The 22,585-nt window shown below is 67.5% G+C and carries 21 protein-coding genes; 12 read left to right on the plus strand and 9 right to left on the minus strand.

What is annotated here, in order from left to right; translation table 11 throughout:
• Positions 1-19: 19 nt before the first annotated feature.
• Positions 20-673, plus strand: coding sequence for a GNAT family N-acetyltransferase (locus CPH63_RS08235; RefSeq protein WP_096305023.1), 654 nt, complete (start codon positions 20-22; stop codon positions 671-673).
• On the opposite strand, the gene CPH63_RS08240 is transcribed toward CPH63_RS08235, so the two are convergent.
• From CPH63_RS08240 to CPH63_RS08260, 5 genes are all read right to left on the minus strand, one after another.
• Entirely contained in the window at positions 589-1,344 is a 756-nt protein-coding gene (locus CPH63_RS08240) for an SDR family NAD(P)-dependent oxidoreductase (RefSeq protein WP_096305024.1), read from the minus strand. The genes CPH63_RS08235 and CPH63_RS08240 overlap by 85 nt on opposite strands.
• 68 nt (positions 1,345-1,412) lie before the next feature.
• Positions 1,413-2,426: a zinc-binding dehydrogenase gene (locus CPH63_RS08245; RefSeq protein ID WP_096302457.1), complete on the minus strand. Its 1,014-nt coding sequence runs from the start codon at positions 2,424-2,426 to the stop codon at positions 1,413-1,415.
• 38 nt (positions 2,427-2,464) lie between these two features.
• A complete protein-coding gene (locus CPH63_RS08250; RefSeq protein WP_096302458.1) occupies positions 2,465-3,322 on the minus strand; it encodes a fumarylacetoacetate hydrolase family protein in 858 nt (285 codons plus the stop codon).
• A 44-nt stretch (positions 3,323-3,366) separates the two neighbouring features.
• Entirely contained in the window at positions 3,367-4,284 is a 918-nt protein-coding gene (locus CPH63_RS08255) for an SMP-30/gluconolactonase/LRE family protein (protein WP_096302459.1), read from the minus strand.
• Entirely contained in the window at positions 4,284-5,084 is an 801-nt protein-coding gene (locus CPH63_RS08260) for an IclR family transcriptional regulator (RefSeq protein WP_096302460.1), read from the minus strand. Before CPH63_RS08260 ends, CPH63_RS08255 begins: the two co-directional genes overlap by 1 nt.
• Before the next feature lie 51 nt (positions 5,085-5,135).
• On the opposite strand from CPH63_RS08260, the gene CPH63_RS08265 reads away from it, so the two are divergent.
• From CPH63_RS08265 to CPH63_RS08275, 3 genes are read left to right on the plus strand one after another with little or no spacing between them, the layout of a single operon-like run.
• Positions 5,136-6,860 carry an IlvD/Edd family dehydratase gene (locus tag CPH63_RS08265; protein ID WP_096302461.1) on the plus strand — a complete coding sequence of 575 codons (1,725 nt, stop codon included), beginning with the start codon at positions 5,136-5,138 and terminating at the stop codon, positions 6,858-6,860.
• Positions 6,861-6,880: 20 nt separating this feature from the next.
• Entirely contained in the window at positions 6,881-7,384 is a 504-nt protein-coding gene (locus tag CPH63_RS08270; RefSeq protein WP_096302462.1) for a heme-degrading domain-containing protein, read from the plus strand.
• Positions 7,385-7,387: 3 nt separating this feature from the next.
• The gene (locus CPH63_RS08275) at positions 7,388-8,428 is read left to right on the plus strand and encodes a mannonate dehydratase (protein WP_096302463.1); all 1,041 of its coding nucleotides are present in this window, start codon (positions 7,388-7,390) and stop codon (positions 8,426-8,428) included.
• Here the strand turns inward: CPH63_RS08275 and CPH63_RS08280 are convergent.
• Positions 8,422-9,180, minus strand: coding sequence for an SDR family NAD(P)-dependent oxidoreductase (locus CPH63_RS08280; protein ID WP_096302464.1), 759 nt, complete (start codon positions 9,178-9,180; stop codon positions 8,422-8,424). The two genes, CPH63_RS08275 and CPH63_RS08280, sit on opposite strands and share 7 nt — an antisense overlap.
• A 332-nt stretch (positions 9,181-9,512) precedes the next feature.
• Between CPH63_RS08280 and CPH63_RS08285 the strand changes: the two genes are divergently transcribed.
• On the plus strand, positions 9,513-11,411 hold the full coding sequence (locus CPH63_RS08285) for a hypothetical protein (protein ID WP_096302465.1): 1,899 nt from the start codon (positions 9,513-9,515) through the stop codon (positions 11,409-11,411).
• 134 nt (positions 11,412-11,545) lie between these two features.
• Here CPH63_RS08285 and CPH63_RS08290 read toward each other — a convergent pair whose 3' ends face one another.
• The gene (locus CPH63_RS08290; protein WP_096302466.1) at positions 11,546-12,436 is read right to left on the minus strand and encodes a type II CAAX prenyl endopeptidase Rce1 family protein; all 891 of its coding nucleotides are present in this window, start codon (positions 12,434-12,436) and stop codon (positions 11,546-11,548) included.
• A gap of 178 nt (positions 12,437-12,614) precedes the next feature.
• On the opposite strand from CPH63_RS08290, the gene CPH63_RS08295 reads away from it, so the two are divergent.
• Both CPH63_RS08295 and CPH63_RS08300 read left to right on the plus strand, forming a co-directional pair.
• A complete protein-coding gene (locus tag CPH63_RS08295) occupies positions 12,615-13,172 on the plus strand; it encodes a TetR/AcrR family transcriptional regulator (RefSeq protein ID WP_172892184.1) in 558 nt (185 codons plus the stop codon).
• A 204-nt stretch (positions 13,173-13,376) separates the two neighbouring features.
• On the plus strand, positions 13,377-14,978 hold the full coding sequence (locus tag CPH63_RS08300; RefSeq protein WP_096302468.1) for a GMC oxidoreductase: 1,602 nt from the start codon (positions 13,377-13,379) through the stop codon (positions 14,976-14,978).
• 119 nt (positions 14,979-15,097) lie between these two features.
• On the opposite strand, the gene CPH63_RS08305 is transcribed toward CPH63_RS08300, so the two are convergent.
• Positions 15,098-16,357, minus strand: a complete 1,260-nt coding sequence (locus tag CPH63_RS08305; RefSeq protein ID WP_096302469.1) for a hypothetical protein — start codon at positions 16,355-16,357, stop codon at positions 15,098-15,100.
• Between the two features lie 129 nt (positions 16,358-16,486).
• On the minus strand, positions 16,487-18,319 hold the full coding sequence (gene ilvD, locus CPH63_RS08310) for a dihydroxy-acid dehydratase (RefSeq protein ID WP_096302470.1): 1,833 nt from the start codon (positions 18,317-18,319) through the stop codon (positions 16,487-16,489).
• 86 nt (positions 18,320-18,405) lie between these two features.
• Here ilvD and CPH63_RS08315 point away from each other — a divergent pair, with 86 nt between their 5' ends.
• From CPH63_RS08315 to CPH63_RS08335, 5 genes are all read left to right on the plus strand, one after another.
• Positions 18,406-19,227 (plus strand): helix-turn-helix transcriptional regulator, encoded by an 822-nt coding sequence (locus CPH63_RS08315; protein ID WP_096302471.1) that lies wholly within the window; start codon positions 18,406-18,408, stop codon positions 19,225-19,227.
• A gap of 63 nt (positions 19,228-19,290) precedes the next feature.
• Complete coding sequence (locus CPH63_RS08320; RefSeq protein ID WP_197704634.1) at positions 19,291-19,521, plus strand: hypothetical protein; 231 nt, start codon at positions 19,291-19,293, stop codon at positions 19,519-19,521.
• Positions 19,518-19,913 carry a type II toxin-antitoxin system VapC family toxin gene (locus CPH63_RS08325; protein ID WP_096302473.1) on the plus strand — a complete coding sequence of 132 codons (396 nt, stop codon included), beginning with the start codon at positions 19,518-19,520 and terminating at the stop codon, positions 19,911-19,913. The genes CPH63_RS08320 and CPH63_RS08325 overlap by 4 nt, the downstream gene beginning before the upstream one ends.
• A gap of 218 nt (positions 19,914-20,131) precedes the next feature.
• Positions 20,132-21,034: a MoxR family ATPase gene (locus CPH63_RS08330; protein WP_096302474.1), complete on the plus strand. Its 903-nt coding sequence runs from the start codon at positions 20,132-20,134 to the stop codon at positions 21,032-21,034.
• Positions 21,031-22,560, plus strand: a complete 1,530-nt coding sequence (locus CPH63_RS08335) for a VWA domain-containing protein (protein ID WP_096302475.1) — start codon at positions 21,031-21,033, stop codon at positions 22,558-22,560. The genes CPH63_RS08330 and CPH63_RS08335 overlap by 4 nt, the downstream gene beginning before the upstream one ends.
• Positions 22,561-22,585 lie beyond the last annotated feature (25 nt).

The raw sequence follows: 22,585 nt of genomic DNA on the forward strand, positions 1-22,585 counted from the left end.
GGCGGGCGCGGTGGCCACGATGACGTATCCATCCCATTGGGAAGCCGATGTGCTCACCGCGGACGGGGCCCGGGTGCACCTGCGCCCGATCACCGCCGCCGATGCCGATCGGCTGACCCGTTTTCACGCGACGCTATCGCTGCGGACCCGTTACCGGCGGTACTTCAACGCGATGCCGTATCTCTCCGAGCAGGCTCTCTTCAGATTCACCAACGTCGACTACCACTATCGGGTCGCGCTCATCGTGCTGGTCGATGATGAGATCGTCGCCGTCGGTCGCTATGAGGGCGCGGCGGGGTCGGCCGAGGCGGAGGTGGCGTTCGTTGTCGCCGACGCCTATCAGGGCCACGGCCTCGGATCGGTCCTGCTGGACCATCTCGCGGCGGCGGCGCTGGAGTGCGGAATCACCCGTTTCACCGCCACCGTTCTGGCCGATAATCACGGAATGCTCCGGGTCTTCACCGACGCCGGATATCAGGTCAGCAGCCGTTTCCGGGGCGGGGAGGTCGATCTCTGGTTCGAGATCGCCGACACTCAGCGGATCGTGGCGGTCCGGGCCGATAGAGCGGCCCGATCGGCTGGGCGCAGTCAGCTCACGCGCAGGCCGGACATGCCCCCGTCGACGGCGAGAATTGAGCCGGTGGTCGAGCCGGACAACGGGCTGGCCAGGTAGGCGATGGCGAAGGCGACCTCGTCCGCGGTGACCAGACGCCCCATCGGCTGGCGGGCGCGTAGCGCCGCCGCGGCGGCGGCCGCATCCTGCGCCTGCTCCAGGAGTCGTCCGACCCACGGGGTGTCGGCTGTGCCGGGGGCGACCGCGTTGACCCGGACTCCCTGCTTCACATGGTCGGCCGCCATGGCCAGCGTCAGCGACTGCACCGCTCCCTTGCTGGCCGAGTAGAGGGCCCGCTGCCCAACCCCGACGTTGGCCACCACCGAAGCGGTGTTGACGATCGACGCGTGGGCTGACTGCACGAGAAGTGGCAGTGCCGTCCGGGTGATCCGGGCGATGCCGACGACGTTCACGTTCAGTACCCGCAGCCACTCGTCGTCGTCGTTCGCGGCGACGTCCCCGGTGGCCCCGATACCGGCGTTGTTGATGAGGACGTCGAGCCGGCCGAGGTGTTCGGCGGCCAGGGCGACCGCCGCGGCCGACGATCCGGCGTTGGCCACGTCGCAGGGCACCTGGAAGATCGCTGCGGTCGAGTCGAATGCCGCCGTCGGGTAGGAGCGATCGAGCGAGGCCACTCGTGCGCCACGGTCACGCAGCAGTGCCGCGGTGGCCGCGCCGATGCCGCTGGCGCCGCCGGTGACGATTGCGGTCAGGCCGTCGAAGTCGTTCATCTCAACTGCACTCCATTCGTGGGTACTGCCCATGCCGGCGGGTCGGGCCGGCCTGATTCAGTTGCCGGTTACAAGCGGGGATCGATGTGAAGCTTGGGGCCATCGCCGGCCGAGTCCGGACGCCATCCGGAGAGGACGTCGCCGACCCGCTCCAGCCCGACGGTGGCGGCGATCAGCGGTCGTGGATCCACATCCGCGTTCGCGTAACGCTCGATGGTCTGGGCCAGACCCTGCGAAGCGGCCAGGATGCCGACCGCGGTGACATCCTTCAACGCCAGCGTCCGCGTGTCGATGAGACTCGGTGTGCCGGAGAGCCCGACGTAGACGATCCGCTTTCCGGGCTCCACCAGCTCTAGGGCGAGCGCCGGCAGCGCGGTTGCGTTGGAGGCGTCGACCACAGCGTCCCAAGGGGCTTCCGGTAGTTCGTGCTGGCCCCATACACCGGTAAAACCGAGCGATCGGCTGAACAGCTGGGCCTGCTCTGACCGACCCATGAGATGGACCTCCGCGCCGTCGGCCCGGGCGAAGGCGGCGACCAGCAGGCCGATCGTCCCGTTGCCGAGCACGAGGAGTCGATCACCTCGGCCGAGTCCGGCGCCCCACACCGAACGCAGCGCGTTGCCGCCCGGTTCGACCAATGCCCCAGCCGCGTCGTCGACGCTCTCCGGCAGGGCCAGCAGGGCACGGGCCGGCACCGCAAGCTGCTCGGCCAGCGCACCGGGGAAGCCGCCCCGGATACCGATCTCGAATCGCTCGGCACAGACGTTGTGCCGCCCAACTTGGCAGCGTGCGCAGTGCCCGCAGCCGATCATCGTGTCGCCGGTGACGCGTCGCCCGAGCCAGGACTCCTCGACGCCATCACCGACCGCGCTGACCACGCCACACCACTCATGCCCCAGACGCATCGGATACTGCGCGTGCCCCTGCTGCAGGTAGGCCATCTCGCCGGTCCAGAATTCGACGTCGGTGCCACAGACACCGACCCGGTGCACATCGACGACCACTTCACCGGCCCCGGCGACCGGGTCGTCGACCTGCGCGACGCCGCCCTCCCGCGGGCCGGTGACGACGAACGCTCTCATCCGCCGTCTCTCATCCGACGTCTCTCATCTGAATGCTCTCATCGGGGGGCTACGACTGACTGCCGCTGGGTTCCGAGGGCGTCCATGCTCAGTTCCATCACGTCCCCGGTCTGCAGCCAGACCGGTGGGTTCATCCCGAGCCCCACGCCCGGAGGGGTGCCGGTGTTGATGAGGTCGCCCGGTTCCAACACCATGAACTGGCTCAGATAGTGGACGATGAAGGTCGGGCTGAAGATCATCTGCTCGGTCGTGCCGGTCTGGCGGCGCTGCCCGTTGATGTCGAGGGTCATCCCGAGGTCGAGCACGTCGGCGATCTCATCCGGGGTGGCCAGCCATGGCCCGGCCGGGTTGAACGTCTCGCAGGACTTCCCCTTCGTCCACTGGCCACCCCGCTCGATCTGGAAGGCTCGCTCACTCACGTCGTTGACCAGCACGTAACCGGCGATCGCGTCGGCCGCCTCGGCTTCGTCGGCGAGGTAGCCGGCCCGTCTGCCGATGACGATGCCCAGTTCGATCTCCCAGTCCGGCTTGGTCGAGCCGCGCGGGATGCGGACGTCGTCATTCGGGCCGACCAGGGTGTTCGGTGACTTGGTGAAGAGGATCGGCTCGTCAGGAATTGCCTGCCCGGTCTCCAGGGCGTGATCGCGATAGTTGAGGCCGATACAGAGGATCTGGTGCGGTCGGGCAATCGGAGCGCCGATGCGCTCGCCGGCGAAACGAGTCACCTGACCGGCCGCCGTGCGCGCCGCGACGGCCGCGCGGAGATCGGCCATCCCGGCGGCGAAGAACGCCTCGTTGAAGTCACCAACGAGGTCGGAGACGTCGACATACTGCTCGTCGTTCAGCCGGACGATCGGCTTCTCGGCGCCGGGCTGGCCGATTCGCATTAAATACATGGGGGATTCTCCGTGACTCGTGGGCGGGTTGTGAGGATTCGACGTTACTGGCCGGACCACTCGTGCACCGGCAATCCGGTGACACCGGGGCGTGCGCTGAAGATCCGACCGGAGTCGGGGTGGCGGTTCAGCTTGTCCTCGCTGAGTTGGTCGGACGCGGTGGTGATGAGCAGGGTGTCGAGCTCCGCCCCGACGAAGGCGACGCTTGAGGTGTTGGGCGCGTCGACCGCGATGGTGGCGATGTGATCGCCGGCGGCGGTGAACCCGCGGACCTCTCCGGCCCCCCAGATAGCGATCCACAGGTTCCCTTCGGTGTCCAGGCACAGGCCGTCGGGGAGACCGTCATCGAACTGTAGAAAGGGCGCCCGGGGGCCGAACTCGCCGGTGGCCGCGTCGAATCCTCGCTTCCAGACCACCCCGGTGAGACTGTCGGCGCTGTAGAGCCACCCGTCGTCGGGCGTGAAGGCGAGGCCGTTGGCCAGCGCGAGATCGTCGTCGAGGTGGGTCAGGGTGCCGTCGGCTTCGACCACGACCAGCGACTCGTCCCGGGGACGGTCATCGCTGCCGACCGTGCCGACCGTGCCGACCGTGCCGACCGTGCCGACCGTGCCGACCAGGAAGCGCCCGGTCGGGTCGCAGCCGCCGTCGTTGAGACGACTCTGCTTGCCCATCGGGATGATCTCGGTCGAGGCGGTGACGGCCCCGTCGGTCGAGATCGTGTGCAGCCGGCGGTGGCCGGCGACCAGTAGCCGGCCGTCGGCGGCTGAGACCACCGCCCCGACCGTCTCGTCGACGGCGATCCGGTGCTCTTCGGTGAGAACGCCGCGGTCGAAGCGGCCGATGTGCACGGTGCCGGCGTTGATGTCGACCCAGAGCACGCGCTGACGCGCCGCGTCCCAGTACGGCCCCTCAGCCAGGCCGAAGACTTCGCAAGAGACGGGGGTCGAGGCGATATCGATCATCAGGCGCTTGTCTGGTCGCGCGCACCCCGGCGCCCGACGATGGCGAGGATCGCTTCGAGGTCGCCCTCCAACTTGGCCAGCGGGGTCCGGTAGGTGAGGGCGCTGATGCTGATCGCTCCACTCGGTACGGTCGGCGAGCTGAGGAAGAGCGGCACGGCCAGGCAGTTCACTCCGGGCTCGTTCTCCTGATCGTCGGTGCTGTAGCCGCGGGCGCGGATCAACTCGAAGTCGGCCTGCAGTTCGGCGGTGGTGACCTTGGCCCGTGGGGTGCTGGCCGGCAGCGGTGCGGCGGCGACCCACTGGGCCACCGCTGACTCGTCGACCAGCAGGTAGGAGAGCAGCAGCTTGCCGACCGCCGTGCAGTGGGCGGGGTTTCGGCCGCCGATGATCGAGGTCAGCTTCACCGCGCCCGCGTTCGGCTCCACCTTGGAGCGATAGACCACCGATCGCCCGTCCAGCACGGCATAGTGCGCGGTCTCGCCGTAGCGCTCGGCCAACTCCTCCAGGGTCGGTTGGACCCGCAGATGATCCGGCCGTGCCTCGTGATTGGCGAAGGCCAGGCGGATGAACTCGTCGCCCAGCTGGTAGTTCCCGCGTCCGTTCTGGGCCGCGAACCCGGCGCGACGCAGCGACCCGAGGGCGCGGTGCACGGTGGGTTTGGAGGAGTCGAGAGCGCGGGCGAGCTGGTCGAGCCCGACGCCGGCCGGGTGCCGGGCGAGCTCGGTCAGCACGGCGAGCACGCGATCGGAGCCGACCAGGGATGGTTCCCCTGACTGGCCTTTCGCCGTAGGCTCGGACATAGTTCCAGAATATAGACCACCGTTCCGATAAGTGGAAAGCGGTTCCCACCAGTGACTGACGAACGCGAGCAGCGAAGCTCGCAGTGGTACGCCGGTACCGATCGCAACGCCTACATCCACCGGGCGTGGATGCGCCGCGGCCTCCCCGCGCACGCCTTCGACGGCCGGCCGCACATCGCGATCGCCAACACCGCGTCCGACCTGACGCCCTGCAACTCCCACTTCGACGAGGTGGCCGAGAGCGTGAAGCAGGGCGTCTACGAGGCGGGTGGGATCCCGCTGAACCTCCCGGTCGTCTCGTTGGGGGAGACGCTGGTCCGTCCGACGGCGATGCTGTGGCGGAACATGGCGGCGATGGCGACGGAGGAGATGCTGCGGGCGAATCCGATCGACGGTGTGGTGCTCCTCGGTGGCTGTGACAAGACGATCCCGGCGCTGCTGATGGCCGCAGCGTCGGTCGATCTGCCCGCGGTGGTCATCCCGGGCGGGCCGATGCTCACGGGCACCTTCCGCGGGCAACCACTGGGCTGCGGGACCGACGTCTGGCGGCTGTCGGAGGAGGTGCGCGCCGGAACCCTCTCGCCGGAGCAGTTCAGCAAGTCCGAGTCCTCGATGATCCGCAGCCGCGGCCACTGCAACACGATGGGCACCGCCTCCACGATGGGGCTGCTGGCCGAGGCTCTGGGGATGGTGCTGCCGGGGCTGGCCGGGACGCCGGCGGCCGACAGCCGGCTGCTGGAAGGCGCACACGAGACGGGGCGGCTGGCCGTCGAGATGGTCGCCGCCGGGCGCACCCCGTCCAGTGTGCTGTCGCGCGGTTCGTTTCTGAACGCCATCGTGGCACTGGCCGCCATCGGTGGTTCGACCAACGCGGTGGTGCACCTGCTGGCGATCGCGGGGCGGCTGGGGATCGAGCTGAGTCAGGACGACTTCGACCGCACCGGCGCCGACGTTCCGCTGCTGGTCGATCTGCAGCCGGCCGGACGCTTTCTGATGGAGGACTTCTTCCGCGCCGGTGGGCTGCACGCGGTACTGCGAGAGGTACAGGATCTCCTCGATCCCGCTGCCCTGAGCGTCACTGGCCAGCCCCTGGTCGACTACCTCGGGGCGGCCCAGATCTGGGACGCCGAGGTGATCCGCCCCCGCGACCGCCCGTTGCAGCCCCGGGCCGGAATTGCCGTGCTCTACGGCAATCTGGCCCCGGACGGGGCGGTCATCAAGCCGGCCGCGGCCACGCCCGAGCTGTTGCAGCACCGAGGACGAGCAATGGTCTTCGACTCGATCGAGGACCTGCACGCTCGCATCGACGACCCCGAGCTGGACGTGGACGCCGACTCGGTGTTGATCCTGCGCGGCTGCGGCCCCAGGGGCTACCCGGGAATGCCCGAGGTGGCGAACCTGCCGCTGCCGACCAGACTGCTGCAGCAGGGAGTGCGCGACATGGTCCGCATCTGCGACGGACGGATGAGCGGCACCGCCTACGGCACAGTGGTGTTGCACGTGGCTCCGGAGGCCGCGGCCGGCGGTCCGCTCGCGCTGGTGCGGACGGGCGACATCGTCACCCTCGACGTTGCGGGGCGCCGCCTGGACATCGAGGTCGGAGCCGAAGAACTCGCCGCCCGCCAGGTCGATGCGCAGACCGCAGCCGCCTTCGCCCAGCCAAAGCGGGGCTGGGAGCGTCTCTATGTCCAGACCGTCCAGCAGGTCAACACCGGGGCCGACCTCGACTTCCTGATCGGCTCCAGTGGCCCCGACGTGTCCCGCGAATCCCACTAGAAAGACTGAGGAAGAGTCCCATGGCGACCCCATCCAAAGCCAAGCCAGCCGATGAGGCGCTCGAGGTGCTGCTCGCTCAGGAGCAGCGACTGGTCTTCACGCATTTCGATCTGCAGACCGCTTGGGAACTCGGGTCGCTGCTGCGGGCCACCGCGGTCGAGGCCGGCCACCCGGTCGCGATCTCGATTCGCCGCAACGGGCAGACCCTCTTCCATTCGGGACTGCCCGGGTCGGCGGCCGACAACGACGGGTGGCTGCTGCGCAAGGCGGCCGTCGTCGAACGTTACGGGCACTCGTCCTACTACGTCGGCTGCAAGTTCCGGGCCTCCGGTGGGAACTTCGACACCGACTCGCGGCTGGACACCGCGCTCTTCGCCGCCCACGGTGGGGCGTTCCCGTTGATCCTGGCCGGGAGTGGCGTCATCGGAACGGTCGGCGTCTCCGGCCTGCCGCAGGTCGAGGATCATCGCTTCGTCATCACCAATCTCGAGCGCTATCTGCTCGACTCCGGGCAGCTGGTGTAGCGCGTGGCTATCCGGCTCTCCCTTGGGCACATCGACGAATACGACGCGTCGGTGTCCGACTTCGCCCATCAGCTCGGACTCTCAGGAGTGCAGCTGCACACCCCCACCGCGCTACCCGGAGCTGATGGCTACTGGAGTGTCAAGGAATTACAGGCTCTTCGTGATCGCTGCGACCGGGACGGGCTGCGCATCGACGGGCTGGAGAATGTCCCGGCTGCGCACTTCTGGAAGATCCAGCGCGGAGTCGCCGGGCGTGATGAGCAGATCGAGAACTACCAGCGCACCATCCGCAACCTCGCCGCGGTGGGCATCGACCTGCTCGGTTACAACTTCATGGTGAGTTACGTCTGGCGGACCGACATGGGCGGCTCCGGGCGTGGGAGAGCGAAGGTCTCTGCCTTCGACCTGGCCGACGTCGATCGCGGCAACGCGCTCGCCTCCTACAAACTCGTCTCCGGAATGCCGCCGGCCGAGCCGATCAGCGCTGCGGCGATGTGGGAGAACTACCAGTATTTCCTTGATGCTGTGCTGCCGGTAGCCGAGGAGGCCGGAGTGCGGCTGGCCCTGCACCCCGACGATCCGCCGGTGGACGCCGCACTGGGTGGAGTGGCCCGCATCTTCACCTCACCGGCGGCGATCGCCGAGGCCCACCGCCGCGCGAACGGAAGCCCGGCCTGGGGCCTGAACTTCTGCGTCGGCACCGTCTCGGAGATGGCCGGCGAGGCGTCGGTGAACGAGGTGATCGATCTGCTCGCCCCGTCCGGGCGGATCTTCTACGTGCACTTCCGGGACGTCCTCGGCACGGTTCCGGCGTTTCGCGAGTGCTTCCTCGGTGAGGGAAACCTCAACCCGGCCCGGGTGATCCGTCGCCTGAGCGACGCCGGTTTCGACGGCTTCCTCATCGACGATCATGTGCCGGCGATGGTCGGCGACCTCGACACCTGGGGCGACACCTCCCCGGCGGCGTACATCAGCCGGGGACGGGCCCACGCGATCGGGTACCTGCAGGGAGTGCTGAACGGGTTGGCGCTGGACGCTCAGTAGGCGGCCAGCAGGCCACCGTCGACGACCCAGCTCGCGCCGGTGACGAAGGAGGCCTCGGCCGAGAGCAGGAAGGCGATCACTGCGGCCACTTCACGTGGCTGCCCGATTCGCTTGAGCGCGGTCTTGTCGGCCCAGTCGCTAAGCGGTTGCTGCGGATCGTCGGGTGACATGGCGGCGGCGTTCTGGCGAACCAGAGGTGTGTCAATCGTGCCGGGTGCGACGGCGTTCACGCGGATGCCCTGCTCACCGTGATCGAGGGCCATCGCCCGCACCAGACCCAATGCACCGGCCTTCGCCGCGGCGTAGGCCGCCACCGACTTCTGGGTGGCGATGCCCTGGATCGAGGAGACTATGACGATCGCGCCACCTCCGTGGCCGGCCATCAGCGGGACCGCCGCCTGCGCCGCGAGGTAGGCGCCCTTGAGGTTCACCGCCTGGGTGGCGTCCCAGGTCCGGTCATCGGTGCTGACGACGCTGCCGTGCCGTTCGATACCGGCCGAGTAGACGAGTGCGGTCAGCGGCGCCCGCTCGTCGGCTGCCCGCATCAACGAAGCCAGATCGTCGGCTGAGGTGGCATCGGCGTGACGCTGCCGGATACGACCGCTCAGGCCGTCGGGGTCACGGCTGTCCGTCTGGTCGGTGAAGGCTATGTCGCCGACGCTGACCAACCAGCCCTGCTCGGCGAGTAGATCGGCGCTGGCCCGGCCGATGCCCGAACCCCCGCCGACGACAACCACCGAACGGTCACTCATCGGTCTCCAATCGCTCGGGGTCTCGCTGCGTCGACATTACTTGCCGCTGCGCGTTGGCGTTGGGCGTTGGGGGTTGGGCGTTGGGCGGTTCTGGTATCAGGAGCGCAGGTTGGGGTTCTTGCATGGTGGGGACTCCGGATCGCCCGGAGTCGGCGACCGGATGGGATGCCACCATGAGAAGGCACAATCTCTTTGGAAAGACCGATCAACAACCACGGCCGCGCGGCCGTCGATTTATATGTCTACTGGCCGCGGTAACCGTCGCGGCGACTCTGCAGCTAGTCAGTTCCGGCACGGCCTCAGCGACTCCGCCCACCAGCGGGGTCGCTTCGTTGTCTCTGATCAACGGTTGGACGAACGCGCCGTTCGCGACGCATGAAGCGACGGCCACCATCAATCGGGGCATTGTCACCCTGCAGGGCGCCGTCGCCACCTCTGGCACCAACGCGTCGCCGTTCGTGTTGCCGACCGGGTACCGCCCGGCGACCGACGCCTACGTGGCAGTGGATCTCTGTGGCGCCACCAACGGGCGGCTGCACATCACACCCGCGGGCACAGTCACCGTGCAGGCGGAGACCTCGTTCTCCAACGCGCAGTGCTTCACCTCCCTCGACGGGGCATCATTCGCGACCTCGGCCACCGGGTTCACCCCGCTGACCCTGCTCAACGGCTGGACGAATGCTCCGTACAGCACGTCGAACGCGGCCATTGAGAACATCGCCGGCGTGCTGCACTTCAAGGGAGCGATCGCCACCTCGGGCACCAACGTGTCGCCGTTCACGCTGCCGGTCGGGTTCCGCCCGTTCACCAATACCTATGTTCCGGTGGACATGTGCAACGCCGCGAAGGGCCGGCTGTACATCACGACCGCCGGTGCCGTCACCGTGCAGGCTCAGAACGCCTTCTCCGACGCCCAGTGCTTCACGTCGCTGGACGGGGTTTCTTTCGTCCCGTCCGGAACGGGTACCACCGCGCTGACCCTGACCAACGGCTGGGTCGGTGGTCCGTTCAGCACCGGCATCCCGCGGGTCGCCATCGTCAGCGGGGTCGTGCACCTGAAGGGGTCGATGGGTAGCGGCACCAGTGCGGCGGCCTTCACGCTGCCGGTTGGGTTCCGTCCGGCGACGACGGTCTACGCGGCGGCGGACATGTGCAACGCCACCAACGGCCGGCTGATCATCCAGCCAACGGGTGCGGTGAGCGTGCAGGCGGAGACCTCGTTCTCCAACGCGCAGTGCTTCACCTCGCTCGACGGAGTCACCTTCGCCACCTCGGGGGCGAGTTTCACCCCATTGAGCCTGGTGAATGGTTGGACCAACGCGCCGTACGCAACGTCCAACGCGGCGGTTCAGGTGCTCTCCGGGGTCGTCCACTTCAAGGGAGCGATCGCGACTTCGGGCACGAACGCGCAGCCGTTCACGCTGCCGGTCGGGTTCCGTCCGTTCTCGAATCTCTATGTTCCGGTGGATCTCTGCAACTCCACGAAGGGGCGGCTCTACATCACCACGACCGGGGTCGTGACCGTGCAGGCATCGACCGCCTTCTCCAACGCGCAGTGCTTCACCTCCTTGGATGGGGCCTCGTTCGTGATCTCCGGTACCGGGACGACGACGCTGGCGCTGACCAACGGCTGGGTCGGGGCGCCGTTCAGCACCGGCATTCCGCGGGCGGTCAACCTCAATGGGGTTGTGCACCTGAAGGGCGCGATGGGTAGTGGCACCAGCACTTCGGCCTTCACGCTGCCGGTCGGGTTCCGGCCGGCGACGACGGTCTACGCGCCGGTGGACATGTGTGGGGCCACCAATGGCCGGCTGATTATCCAGCCAACGGGTGCGGTGAGCGTGCAGGCGGAGACGTCGTTCTCCAACGCGCAGTGCTTCACCTCGCTGGACGGGGCCACGTTCGCGACCTCGACCGTCGGCTTCACCCCGGTGACCCTGGTCAACGGGTGGACCAACGCGCCGTTCAGCACCTCGAACGCGGCAATCGAGAATCTCTCGGGGATCGTGTACTTCAAGGGTGCGATCGCCAGTGGCACGACCGCGACGGCGTTCACGCTGCCGGTCGGGTCGCGGCCGAGCACGAACGTCTACGTTTCGGTGGATACCTGCAACGCCACCAACGGACGGCTGCTGATCACGACCGCGGGCACCGTGTCGGTGCAGACCGAGGCAGCCTTCTCCAACGCCCAGTGCTTCACCTCGCTGGACGGGGCGTCGTTCGCCCTCTAGGAAGTTGCCGGTAGTGGAGCCGGGTTGGTGCGAGTTGCCGGCCCGGCTCCGCTCTGCCCGGCCCCTCCCTCCCGGTTTTGGCACACCGGCAGGGATAATCCCTGCAGGTGTGCCAAAAGTGATGGCGTGGCGTGTCAGCCCGCCTGTGCGATGACGACTGCGAGAGCCAGTGCGTTGAAGACGGCGTGGACGATGATCCCCGGCGTCAGTCGGTTGGTGAGCCGGTTCAGGTAGCAGTTCACCAGGCCCAGGCATCCGACGCCCGCGGCGAGCGTGACGGCGCCGACGAGGGTGCGGACCTCGTAGGTGTGCATCAGGGCGAAGATCGCAGTGGAGAGCAGCGCGGCGGGCCAGAATGTCATCCGCCGCATGAAGCTACGAAGGAGCAGGCCTCGGAAGACGACCTCTTCGATCAGCGGCGCGGCCACGACGAGTACGCCAAATAGCAGAAGGGCCGCCGCGGGAGTCACATGATGGAGGGTGAGATTCTGCGATTGGCTCACCGCTTCGCCGTTGGTCAGGCCGTTGGCCGTCAGACCGACGACCATGCGGAGGATGAAGGCGACGAACCCGCCGACGGCCGCGTAGCCCAGGTCGATCCAGCGGGGCAAGCGGAGCCCGAAGGTCGGACCCCATCCCCCGTATCGGGCCGCGATCGGGCGCGCGGCCCACCAGACTGATAGTGCGAGCAGCCCTTCGACCAGGAGATTCGCCGTGGTGGCGTAGACAACCCGACCCGAGTAGGTCGAGGGTTGGTAGCGACCGGCGAAGGAGCCGAGGACTATCAGCGCGACGAACGCGATCAGCGGCACGCCGACCGGACGCCAGCCCCACGGCTGGGGTGCGGAGAGCCGCATCTGTGCCACCGCGGCGTCCAACGGCGGAGTGGTGCGGGTGCCGGCCGGGATCACATAGCCGCCGGCCGGGAGGTGCTTAGGGGCGCTGGCCGGGGTCCAGGCGTATCCGTCCCACCAGCGCCAGATCCGCTGATCAACGGGATCGGTGTACCAACCCGGCGGCACCATCGTCCCCTGTTCGTCTGTTGCTGGTCGCAGCTGAGCCTAGGGCAGAGTCGGTGCCTTCGCTCGTCGGGGCCGACCTCGCGGTTTTGGCACAATGACCGGGATAATCCCTGCAGATGTGCCAAAAGCGAGGCCGCCTTGCCAAGAGCGCGGCGGGGATCCGGGCGAAGTATCGTTAGCCGTGCGCTCCCGCCAGAAGATCATGGATGCGACCCTCACGCTCATCGAGCAGGAGGGGTACGCCGGGGTGAACATCGCCGCGGTGGCGGCCGCGGCCGGCGTCACCCGGCAGACGGTCTACTCGAACTTCGGCTCCTACGATGAGCTGGTCTCGCAGGCGGTCACCGGTGTGGCGATCGAGGTGCTCACCAGAATCCAGGCCAGCATCGCCGAGCTGCCGGATGCGTGCTCCTACCTCGTCGAATTCCTCGTCCAGGCCCGGTCCGAGATTCGGGCTCACCGGGTGCTGGCCGACGTGATCTGGTCGAACGAGAACAATTTGATGTTCGCCGACGACGTGATGAGCAAGGCCACCGCGATCGCCGTGCCGCTGCTCGCCCCGGTCATCGAGCGCGATCCTCGGCTGGCCGCGGTCATCGACGAACTCATCGAACTGTGGGCCCGGATCGGTATCTCGGCCCTCCTCTTCGACAGCGATGCGACCCGCGCCGACGACGGCCTCCGCCGCCTGCTCACCAGCTGGTTGCAGCCGATCCTCACGGCGCTAACTGGCGGGTAACTTATCTCGCCAAAAACCTTGACACTCAATGCCCGTGTGTCTAGGTTTGGCCTCAGTTCATCGACTACAAGCCCCGCAGCGGCCGGCCACAAGCCGGGCCCGGGCGGTGATCGATTCGACGTTCGCGGCGTCGGCAGCCATCTGAAACGCAGCGATCTCGCGCTGTGTCACCCCGCCCGATCGCCTATCTCTTGGAGCTCCCGCATGTCTGCAATCAATCGCCGCTCCTTCCTGCTCGGGGCCGCCGGGGTCACCGGTGCCGCCGTCGCCGGGTCGGCCAGCGCCGCCGGTGCTCTCGGCGGGACGTCCAGCCCGAAAACCGCGACCATTCCGGTGACCCGGGAGAGCCACCGGGTGGTGGTCATCGGCTCCGGCTTCGGCGGCGGTGTCACCTCGCTGCGGCTGGCCCAGGCCGGCGTCCCGGTGACGGTCCTTGAGCGCGGCATCCGCTGGCCCACCGGGCCAAACTCCTCGACGTTCCCCAACGCGGCGCACCTGGACAAGCGGGCCCTCTGGTACCGATCCGCGCCGCTGTTGTTCGGCAAGCCGCTCCTGGTCGACCCCTACGTCGGCCTGCTCGAGACCGTTCCAGCGCCGAACATGAACGTGGTCTGCGCGGCCGGCGTCGGTGGCGGGTCCCTGGTGTACCAGGGGATGACGCTGCAGCCATCGGAGGCGGTCTTCAATACGGTGCTTCCAGCGGCGCTCGACTACGCCACCATGAACCGGGTGCACTACCCGAGGGTGGCCCAGATGCTGCAGGTCGCGGAGGCGCCCGACTCACTCATTGCCAGCAAGACCTACCTTCCGTCGCGAGTCTTCGCCCGCAACGTGAACAACGCTGGGTACGCACTGTCGAAGATCCCAATGCCGATCGACTGGTCCTATGCGCAGCGGGAGCTCACCGGCGAGTTTCTCCCCTCCTACACCAACGGCGACTGCGCGATCGGGGTGAACAACGGCGGAAAGCACTCGGTCGACGTCACGTACCTGAAGCAGGCCGAGGCCACCGGGCTGGTCACGGTGATGACGCAGCATGAGGTGACGGACATTGCGCGGGCCAACGACGATCAGTGGACGGTCTACGTGAACCGCATCGACACAGCCGGCGCGGTGCTCGAGACGAAGATCATCACCACGAAGGCCCTGGTGCTGGCTGCCGGAACTATGAACACCACGAAGCTGCTCGTGCGGGCCAAGGCCAAGGGGAGCATCTCGAACCTGCCCGACGGCGTGGGCACCGGGTGGGGCAACAACGGCGACCGGATCTACGTCTGGACCAGCCTCACCGATGACTTCACCGCCGTGCAGGGCGGTCCGGTGATCTACGGAAGCAAGGACTGGGGCGACCCGGCGACGGCCAACACCGTGATCCAGGCCTCGCTGCCCCCGTTCGGGGCGGATATCCGCTCGACGATGATGGTCGGATTCGGTGTCTCGTCAGCGCGCGGCAAGTTCGTCTACAACTCCAGCACCGACGACACCACTCTCAACTGGGCCAAGGACGCGGACTCGGTGCTGCAGAAGAAGATCAGTGCCCGGGTCAAGAAGATCGCGGGTCCGTTTGGGCTCCTCACCGACACCAACGCGATCCTGCCGAGCACCTGGCACCCCCTCGGTGGCGCACCGATGGGGTCAGTCTGCGATCTCGAGGGAAGGGTGCTCGAGCAGAAGGGTCTCTACGTGCTCGACGGCGCGCTCATCCCGGGAAACACGGGAGCTTGTAACCCCTCGATGACGATCGCCGCGGTCGCCGAACGGGCGCTGGATCACCTGGTGGCCACAGACGTCGGCAGCGTTATCTAGTACGCCGGGCGTTGTGCTGAAGCGTTCGCCGCGCCCGCAGTGTGCCTGCCGATTCGCGCCCGGCCAGTCCAGGCCGTCACGGTGAGCAGAGTCGCGCACCGTGACGGCCCGTCGATGGGTCAGGTGATCGGGAACTGGCCCAGAATCACTCGCGGCGATGGCGTGGCGCAGGTCGCCGCGCTGGCCGTGCCGCCATCTAGGCTGAGCTGAGCGGCGATGCTTCCCAGCCACACCGTCATCGAGGTGGCGCTGGTCAGCCATCCCGGCGACATCGCCGGCGTCTTCAGGGTTCCGGTGGCCGGAAGCGGAAGAACAACCGGATGGTCGCGGACCAACGGGGTGCGCGGCAACGCGATGGCACCGCCGGAGAGAGCATTCACCGACTTGGGTGAGGCGTTGTCAGTCAGCAGGTTGAGCGCCGTGGCCGATCCGCTGATGCTGCTGTGCCCCTGGTCGAGCAGCTTGTTGACCTGCTCGGTCGGCACAACGAGAGCACCGGAAGCATTGCTGATGGCGAACTGATCGAACCTCGAGATGCTTAACGGCATCAGTCCGTTCACGGCGACACCGACGTCGAGATTGCCGCCATTGAACTGGCAACGGTACGGCGAGGTGATCGTGCCGACGAGCTGCCCGATCGCAACGTCCGGGAAATTCATCGACGAACCCAGGTACTTCTGGACGTTCGGACTGCTGGCGCCGACCTCCATGGTGAGCAGCGCGTTGGCACCCTTCGGCTTGCAGTCGGCGGATAGCGGCAGGTCGATCCCCAGGCCGGCGTGCAACACGATCGAGACCTTCGCGCCGGCGAACTGAAGCGTGTCTGTGCCGGACTTCGGTGCGGTGTATGGGCCGACCTCGAAGGTCCCCGTCTTGGGCAGGCCGACGGTCAGTGCCTGGCCGGATTTGATCTGGATCCCCGGGATATATATGGGTGTCTGGGCCACATTGATGATCTGGTTGCCAGCCGTCGACCCGATGTTGAGCTCGGTCAGCGTCGCGTCCGCGGTTCCGCCGCCGATGAGGCCGGCCAGCGTCGGGATCCAATCCGGGAACGTCATGCTGCCGGATCCCTGGGTCAGGTAGAACTGCTGCCCGGGGGCAAGGGTGGCCGGAGCGACACCCTGGACCTGGACGCTCAGGTCAATCCCGATGAGATTGACACCGCCGAGCGCGATCTGGCAGGTGATCGGAAGGTTGAACCGGCCGGCGTCCGCTCCGATCGGAGGAACGTCGGCAGCTGCGACGGCACCGGCCGGCAGTGCGGATAGTCCGAGTACAGCCACCAGTGTCGCGGCTATCGCGGCGACGCTCGCAGACAGGCTGATAAGGCGCTTTTTCACATTGTTCCCCTCGACGGTGACGCGTGCGTGAAGCACCTTGTGCGCCTCAACCGGAAGCGTCGAGCAGAGCTTAGGAATGCTCCCGTAATTTGACAAGCCTTGTTTTCAGATGCGGATGGTGGTACCTCTCTTACTGAGAGTGCAGGCGGTCGAATCGGCTTCGAGTCAGTCGAGAATGCGGACGGCGCCCTTGTCGGCGCTGGACGTGAGCGCGGCGTAAGCCCGCAGTGCGGTCGACACCGAACGCGTCCGGTCGGCCGGTTGGTACTGCCCGGCCAGCGCCTGGCGACGCTCCTGCAGCACCGCATCGTCAACCATGAGGTCGAGGCTGCGGGTTGAGATGTCGATGCGGATCGGGTCGCCGTCGGCCACCAGCGCGATGACGCCGCCGGCCGCCGCCTCCGGAGAGACGTGCCCGATCGACAGCCCCGACGTCCCGCCGGAGAACCGTCCGTCGGTGATCAGCGCACACACCTTGCCCAACCCGCGGCCCTTCAGGTACGAGGTCGGGTAGAGCATCTCCTGCATTCCCGGGCCCCCGCGCGGTCCCTCGTAGCGGATCACCACCACGTCACCGGCCTGCACCGCGCCGGCGAGGATCTTCTCGACCGCCTCCTCCTGCGACTCGCAGACCACCGCCGGACCCTCGAACGTCCAGATCGACTCGTCCACCCCAGCTGTCTTCACGACACAGCCATCCGGGGCCAGGTTGCCGCGAAGCACGGCCAACCCGCCGTCGACGCTGTAGGCATGGGCGACGTCGTGGATGCAGCCGTTCGTAGCGTCGGTGTCCAGGCTCTCCCAGCGTTCGGACTGGGAGAAAGCGGTTGCCGAACGCACGCACCCCGGCGCCGCGTGCCAGAGCTCCAGGGCCTGCGCCGAGGCCGTGCCGCTACGTGAATCCCAGGTCGCCAGCCAGTCCTTGAGACTGGCCGAATGCACCGAGCGAACCTCATCGTTGAGCAGTCCGGCCCGGTACAATTCGCCGAGAATTGCTGGCACCCCGCCCGCCCGGTGCACATCCTCCATCAAGTACGAGCCGTTGGGGGCGACCTTGGACAGACAAGGCACCCGGTGCGAGAGCTCGTCGATGTCGCTGAGCCCGAAGTCGAGCTCAGCCTCGTGCGCGGCGGCCAGCAGATGCAGGATCGTGTTGGTCGATCCGCCCATCGCGATGTCCAGTGCCATCGCGTTCTCGAACGCGGCCCGCGATGCGATGGCCCGCGGCAGCACCGATTCGTCGCCGTCGGTGTAGTACTGCCCGACCAGATCGACGACGGTCTGGCCGGCTCGCTCGTAGAGGCTGCGGCGAGCGGTGTGAGTGGCCAGCACCGAACCGTTCCCCGGCAGGGCCAACCCGATCGCCTCGGTCAGGCAGTTCATCGAGTTCGCGGTGAACATGCCGGAGCAGGAGCCGCAGGTCGGGCAAGCGTTCTCCTCGATGCGGGCGATGTCCTCATCGGAGACGTCGTCGGCCACTGCTTCGGCGATCGCCGTGATCAGGTTGAGCCGGCTGCGGACCGTGCCGTCGACCAGGGTTGCGGTGCCGCCCTCCATCGGGCCGCCGGAGACGAAGACGGTCGGGATGTTCAGACGCAGCGCAGCCATCAGCATGCCGGGGGTGATCTTGTCGCAGTTAGAGATGCAGACCAGAGCGTCGGCGCAGTGGGCCTGCACCATGTACTCCACCGAATCCGCGATGAGCTCCCGCGACGGGAGGCTGTAGAGCATCCCGCCGTGACCCATTGCGATGCCGTCATCGACCGCGATCGTGTTGAATTCGCGGGGGATTGCCCCGGCGGCGCTGATCGCGTCGGAGACGATTCGGCCGACCGGCGCCAGGTGGGTGTGCCCGGGGACGAACTCGGTGAAGGAGTTGGCGACGGCGATGATCGGCTTACCGATGTCGGCCGCGGCGACGCCGGAGGCTCGCATCAGGGCGCGCGCTCCAGCCATGTTGCGTCCGTGGGTGACTGTCCGTGATCTCAACTCAGGCATGCCGCAAGCATGACTGGACACCCCGCCGGGCGGGAGGCTGCGCTGATACTAGTAGTGGCACTACTACCCAGGGCTAGGCTGAGGCCGTGAGTGGTGAGACACGGCGGAGCGAGCTGGCGGCGTTTCTGCGGGCGCGACGGGCCCAGGTCAATCGAGTGGCGGTCGGGCTCCCGCGCGGCGATGCGCGGCGCGGCGGTGGACTGCGCCGGGAGGAGGTCGCCGCCCTCTCCGGGGTGAGCATCACCTGGTACACCTGGCTGGAGCAGGCCCGCGAGATGAACCCGTCGCGGCAGGTGCTGGACGCGATTGCCCGCACGCTGCTGCTGTCGGAGACCGAACACAGCTATCTCCTGTCGCTGGCCGGTTACGCCAGCCCGGTCGTCGCCGGCTCGTCGGACCCGCAGCACCTCGTCTTGCTCCTGGACGCGCTGGTCGGCTCGCCGGCCTTCGCGCTCTCCTCGAACTGGACGATCACCGCGTGGAACTCAGCGTATGAGGCGCTTTACCCGCATGTGGCGACCATCGCGCCGAAGGATCGCAACCTGCTCTGGGTGGTCTACATGGATCCGTTCGTGCGTGGACTCCTGCCGGACTGGGAGATCACCAGCAGCCTCTTCCTGGCCGAGTTCCGGGCCGAGGCCGGCCCCCGCCTGGGTGACCCGGAGTTCCGCGATCTCATCGAACGGCTGCTGGCCCGTAGCGGCGCGTTCCGACGCAACTGGGAGCAGCACGGCATCGAGGGCTTCAGCTCGCGGCGCCGCAGCTTCCATACCGAGGCCGGGCAGTTGGAGTTCGAGCAGCACCGGCTCGCGCCGGCCGACCAGCGCGACGTTCACGTCGTCATCTACACCGCCGCCGACGCCCCGACCGTCAAGCGCATGAAGGCGCTCCAGCGAGGCGCCCGCTAACCCGATATCCACAGGCCAAACGTTGCGCTGGTAAGCGTGTTGTGATGCTTGCATAATGTAAGCATGGCCAACATGCTGGTACGCGACGTCTCGCCGGGTGTTCACGCGCAATTGCAGGCCCGAGCCCAGCAGCGCGGACAGTCGTTGCAGCAGTTCCTGCTCACCGAGCTTCAGCGCATCGCCGAACAGCCGTCGATGAACGAGGTGCTGGAGAGAATCGCCGCTCGGCGGGGTGGCCGGGTCGGGTTCGCCCAGGCGGTCGATGACGTTGCGGCCGAACGCCGGCGATCGTGATCGTCGTTGACGCGTCCGTCCTGGCGAATGCCATTGGAGACGACGGCCCCGCCGGCGCAAGAGCCAGAGCAGTGTTGGTCGGGCAGAGTCTGAGCATCCCGGATCTTGCCGATGTAGAGGTGGCGTCGGTGCTGCGGCGACGCTGGCTGCGAAAGGACCTCACTGCCCGTCGATTCAGGGAAGCGATTCATGATCTCGCGGCAGTGCCAGCCGATCGCTATCCCGCGTCGCCGTTCATGCCGCGGGCGTATGAGCTTCGGGCGAACGTCACTGCATACGACGCCACCTATGTGGCTTTGGCCGAGGAGTTGCGTTGCTCGCTGTACACCGCAGACGGTCGCCTCGCCACTGTCCCCGGCATCCGGTGCGCCGTATCCCTCTTGGGGAAGTAGTCACAGCTAGCGCGTCCCATGTGCGTCGCCGAATATGTCACCAATCAACCGGATTCCCGCAGTAATCGTAAGGCGCTTCCCCTGAATCTGCGGCGTCTCGCAGACTCCAACAGGTACACGCGGTGACCGGGGTGCCCCGCAGACGTATCCCTTCTTGAATTGGCCCGGCGGATGAACGCGATGCGCGGGCGGAAATATCGGCGGTGATACTGAACGGTATGGAACCTCAGCCGGAGCAGTTCAGCTTCACGCCGGGCAGCACCGGCGCCGACGTCGCCCAGCGACTGCGCGCCAGTGGTTACCTGGCCGACGCCACCACCGCTGAGGTGGTGAACCTCGCGGCACAGCTGGGCAAACCCGTCCTGGTCGAGGGGCCGGCCGGCACTGGCAAGACGCAGCTGGCGAAGTCGGTTGCGCAGATCACCGGCCGCCGCCTGGTGCGTCTGCAGTGCTACGAAGGAATCGATGAGTCCAAGGCTCTCTACGAGTGGGACTACCGCAAACAACTGCTCTGGATTCAAGCCGCCCGCGGTGCCGAGGGGTTCGACGCCGACGCGATCGTGGCCGACGGCAAGGGCATCTTCGACTCGCGATTCCTGCTGGCCCGTCCGCTGCTGGAGGCGATCAGTGCCGACGAACCGGTAGTACTGCTCGTCGACGAGGTCGATCGGGTCGACACCGAAACCGAGGCACTCTTCTTGGAGGTGCTGGCCGAGCATCAGGTCACCGTCCCGGAGCTTGGGTCGGTGGAGGCTAAGCACATTCCCCTCGTCTTCCTGACCTCCAACGGCACCCGCGACCTGTCTGAGGCGTTGAAGCGTCGCTGCCTCTTCCTCTACCTCGACTACCCGACCGCCGAGCGGGAACGTGAGATCGTGCACCAGCACGTCCCGGCCCTGTCGGCGGCGCTCGGTGAGCAGCTGGTGGCGCTGGTCGAGTCGCTTCGACGGATGAAGCTGAAGAAGGCGCCGTCGGTGTCGGAGACGATCGACTTCGCGCAGATGCTCACCCTCCTCGGCAGCGCCGAGCTGGACGAGAGGGCGGCCACCCTCGGTCTCAACGTGCTCCTGAAATACCAGGAGGACATCCGCACGGCGACGGCGGCGCTGGCTCGTAGATGACTGGCGATCCGGAGTTCGACGGCGGCGAGGACGGATCGCATGTGCGCCCGGCATTGGGGGAGCGGCTACATCGCTTCGCCGACGAGCTGCAGGCGCGCGGCCTGCCCGTCTCGATGACCGAACGCATCGACGCGATGCGGGCCGTCCAGCGCGTCGATCTCGCGAGCTCGCAGGGACTCCACACCGCGCTGGCCTCGACGATGATCAAGTCGGCCGACCACCTGGCTGTCTTCGACGAGGTCTACCAGCTCTACTTCCGGGGACGCTCGGTCAACCAGCAGCTCCCTGAATCACCCGAGCGAGAAGCGCGGTCGGATCCGGCCGACGAGCATCCGGAGCCGCTGGACCTGGATCACGCTCTGCGGGTCGCGCTCAGCGACGGTTCCGAGTCACTGGCCCGTCTGGTTGCCGAGCAGGCGGTGAAGGAGTTCGCCCAGTTCGAACCGGGGCGCCGCGTCGCCGGGCTGCAGTACGCCACTCGGACGGTCACCGGGCTGCGGCTCAACCAGACCACCGACGAGTTGATGGCGGCGGCCGGTTCGGCCCTGGTCGCGTCCCCCGGCGGTCAGGGCGGCCGCGCACCGGCCGGTGGTGGCGGCGGCGGAGCGACGGGGGCGCCGAACTCCCTGCAGTTCGGCACCGAGCTCATCTCGCGCATCGAGCAGGAGCAGATCGCTGATCGGGCCGAGCGGATGCGTGAGCTGATTGGCGAAGTGATCCGCGAGATGCTGGTCGCCGACCGAGGCGAGGACGCGGTGGCCAAGACGCTGCGGACTCCGCTGGCCGCCGACGCGGCGATCGCTTCGGCCAGTCCGGCGCAGCTGGCTGAGATCGAGCGGATGCTGCAACCGCTGCAGCGCAAGCTCGCCACCACGATGATGCGCAAGCGTCGCCGCCGGGCCGGCCCGCTGGACGTCCGAGGGACGGTACGAGCTTCGATGGCCACCGGCGGGGTGCCGATAAAGGTCGTCCATCGCCGCCCGACCCCGACCAAGCCGAAGCTCTATGTGCTGGCCGACGTCTCGGGCTCGGTGGCGACCTATGCCGCTTTCACGATCACCCTGGTCTCGGCGATGGCCAGCCTCTACTCCCGGCTACGCACCTTCGCCTTCGTCGAGAACGCGGTGGAGGTGACGCACCTGTTCAACCCGGCTCAGGGTGGCCGGAGCGACCCGCGTCAGGCTCTGGCTGAGATCAACCGGGTGCAGGGTCTGAACTTCTACGACGCACGGACGGACTACGGGCGGACGCTGCGCCACTTCTATGCCGAGGTCGGCGAGGAGCTGGATCGGCGCAGCACCGTGCTCATCTTCGGCGACGCGCGCGGGAACTACCGCCCGGCCCACGAGGAGACGCTGGCCCACATCAAGCGGCGGGCCGGCGCGGTCTACTGGCTCAACCCGGAGTGGGTGCCGGCCTGGGGCAGCGGTGACTCCCTGATGCCGGTCTACGCCCCGCATTGCACTGCGGCCGTCAGTTGTCGCAGCCTCAATGACCTGCGCCGCTTCATCGAGGGCCTCGACTGAACGATCCTCCAAAGCGGTGTGAGCT

This window comes from Jatrophihabitans sp. GAS493, assembly GCF_900230215.1.
Classification (GTDB): Bacteria; Actinomycetota; Actinomycetes; order Mycobacteriales; family Jatrophihabitantaceae; genus MT45.

What these genes read in the sequence shown, in the direction of transcription:
- CPH63_RS08320 (WP_197704634.1), top strand. Translation starts at nt 19,291, where the DNA reads ATGGCCAACATGCTGGTACGCGACGTCTCGCCGGGTGTTCACGCGCAA.
- CPH63_RS08270 (WP_096302462.1), top strand. Translation starts at nt 6,881, where the DNA reads ATGGCGACCCCATCCAAAGCCAAGCCAGCCGATGAGGCGCTCGAGGTG.
- CPH63_RS08245 (WP_096302457.1), bottom strand. Translation starts at nt 2,426, where the DNA reads ATGAGAGCGTTCGTCGTCACCGGCCCGCGGGAGGGCGGCGTCGCGCAG.
- CPH63_RS08335 (WP_096302475.1), top strand. Translation starts at nt 21,031, where the DNA reads ATGACTGGCGATCCGGAGTTCGACGGCGGCGAGGACGGATCGCATGTG.
- CPH63_RS08240 (WP_096305024.1), bottom strand. Translation starts at nt 1,344, where the DNA reads ATGAACGACTTCGACGGCCTGACCGCAATCGTCACCGGCGGCGCCAGC.
- ilvD (WP_096302470.1), bottom strand. Translation starts at nt 18,319, where the DNA reads ATGCCTGAGTTGAGATCACGGACAGTCACCCACGGACGCAACATGGCT.
- CPH63_RS08290 (WP_096302466.1), bottom strand. Translation starts at nt 12,436, where the DNA reads ATGGTGCCGCCGGGTTGGTACACCGATCCCGTTGATCAGCGGATCTGG.
- CPH63_RS08235 (WP_096305023.1), top strand. Translation starts at nt 20, where the DNA reads ATGACGTATCCATCCCATTGGGAAGCCGATGTGCTCACCGCGGACGGG.
- CPH63_RS08250 (WP_096302458.1), bottom strand. Translation starts at nt 3,322, where the DNA reads ATGTATTTAATGCGAATCGGCCAGCCCGGCGCCGAGAAGCCGATCGTC.
- CPH63_RS08280 (WP_096302464.1), bottom strand. Translation starts at nt 9,180, where the DNA reads ATGAGTGACCGTTCGGTGGTTGTCGTCGGCGGGGGTTCGGGCATCGGC.
- CPH63_RS08300 (WP_096302468.1), top strand. Translation starts at nt 13,377, where the DNA reads ATGTCTGCAATCAATCGCCGCTCCTTCCTGCTCGGGGCCGCCGGGGTC.
- CPH63_RS08255 (WP_096302459.1), bottom strand. Translation starts at nt 4,284, where the DNA reads ATGATCGATATCGCCTCGACCCCCGTCTCTTGCGAAGTCTTCGGCCTG.
- CPH63_RS08330 (WP_096302474.1), top strand. Translation starts at nt 20,132, where the DNA reads ATGGAACCTCAGCCGGAGCAGTTCAGCTTCACGCCGGGCAGCACCGGC.
- CPH63_RS08260 (WP_096302460.1), bottom strand. Translation starts at nt 5,084, where the DNA reads ATGTCCGAGCCTACGGCGAAAGGCCAGTCAGGGGAACCATCCCTGGTC.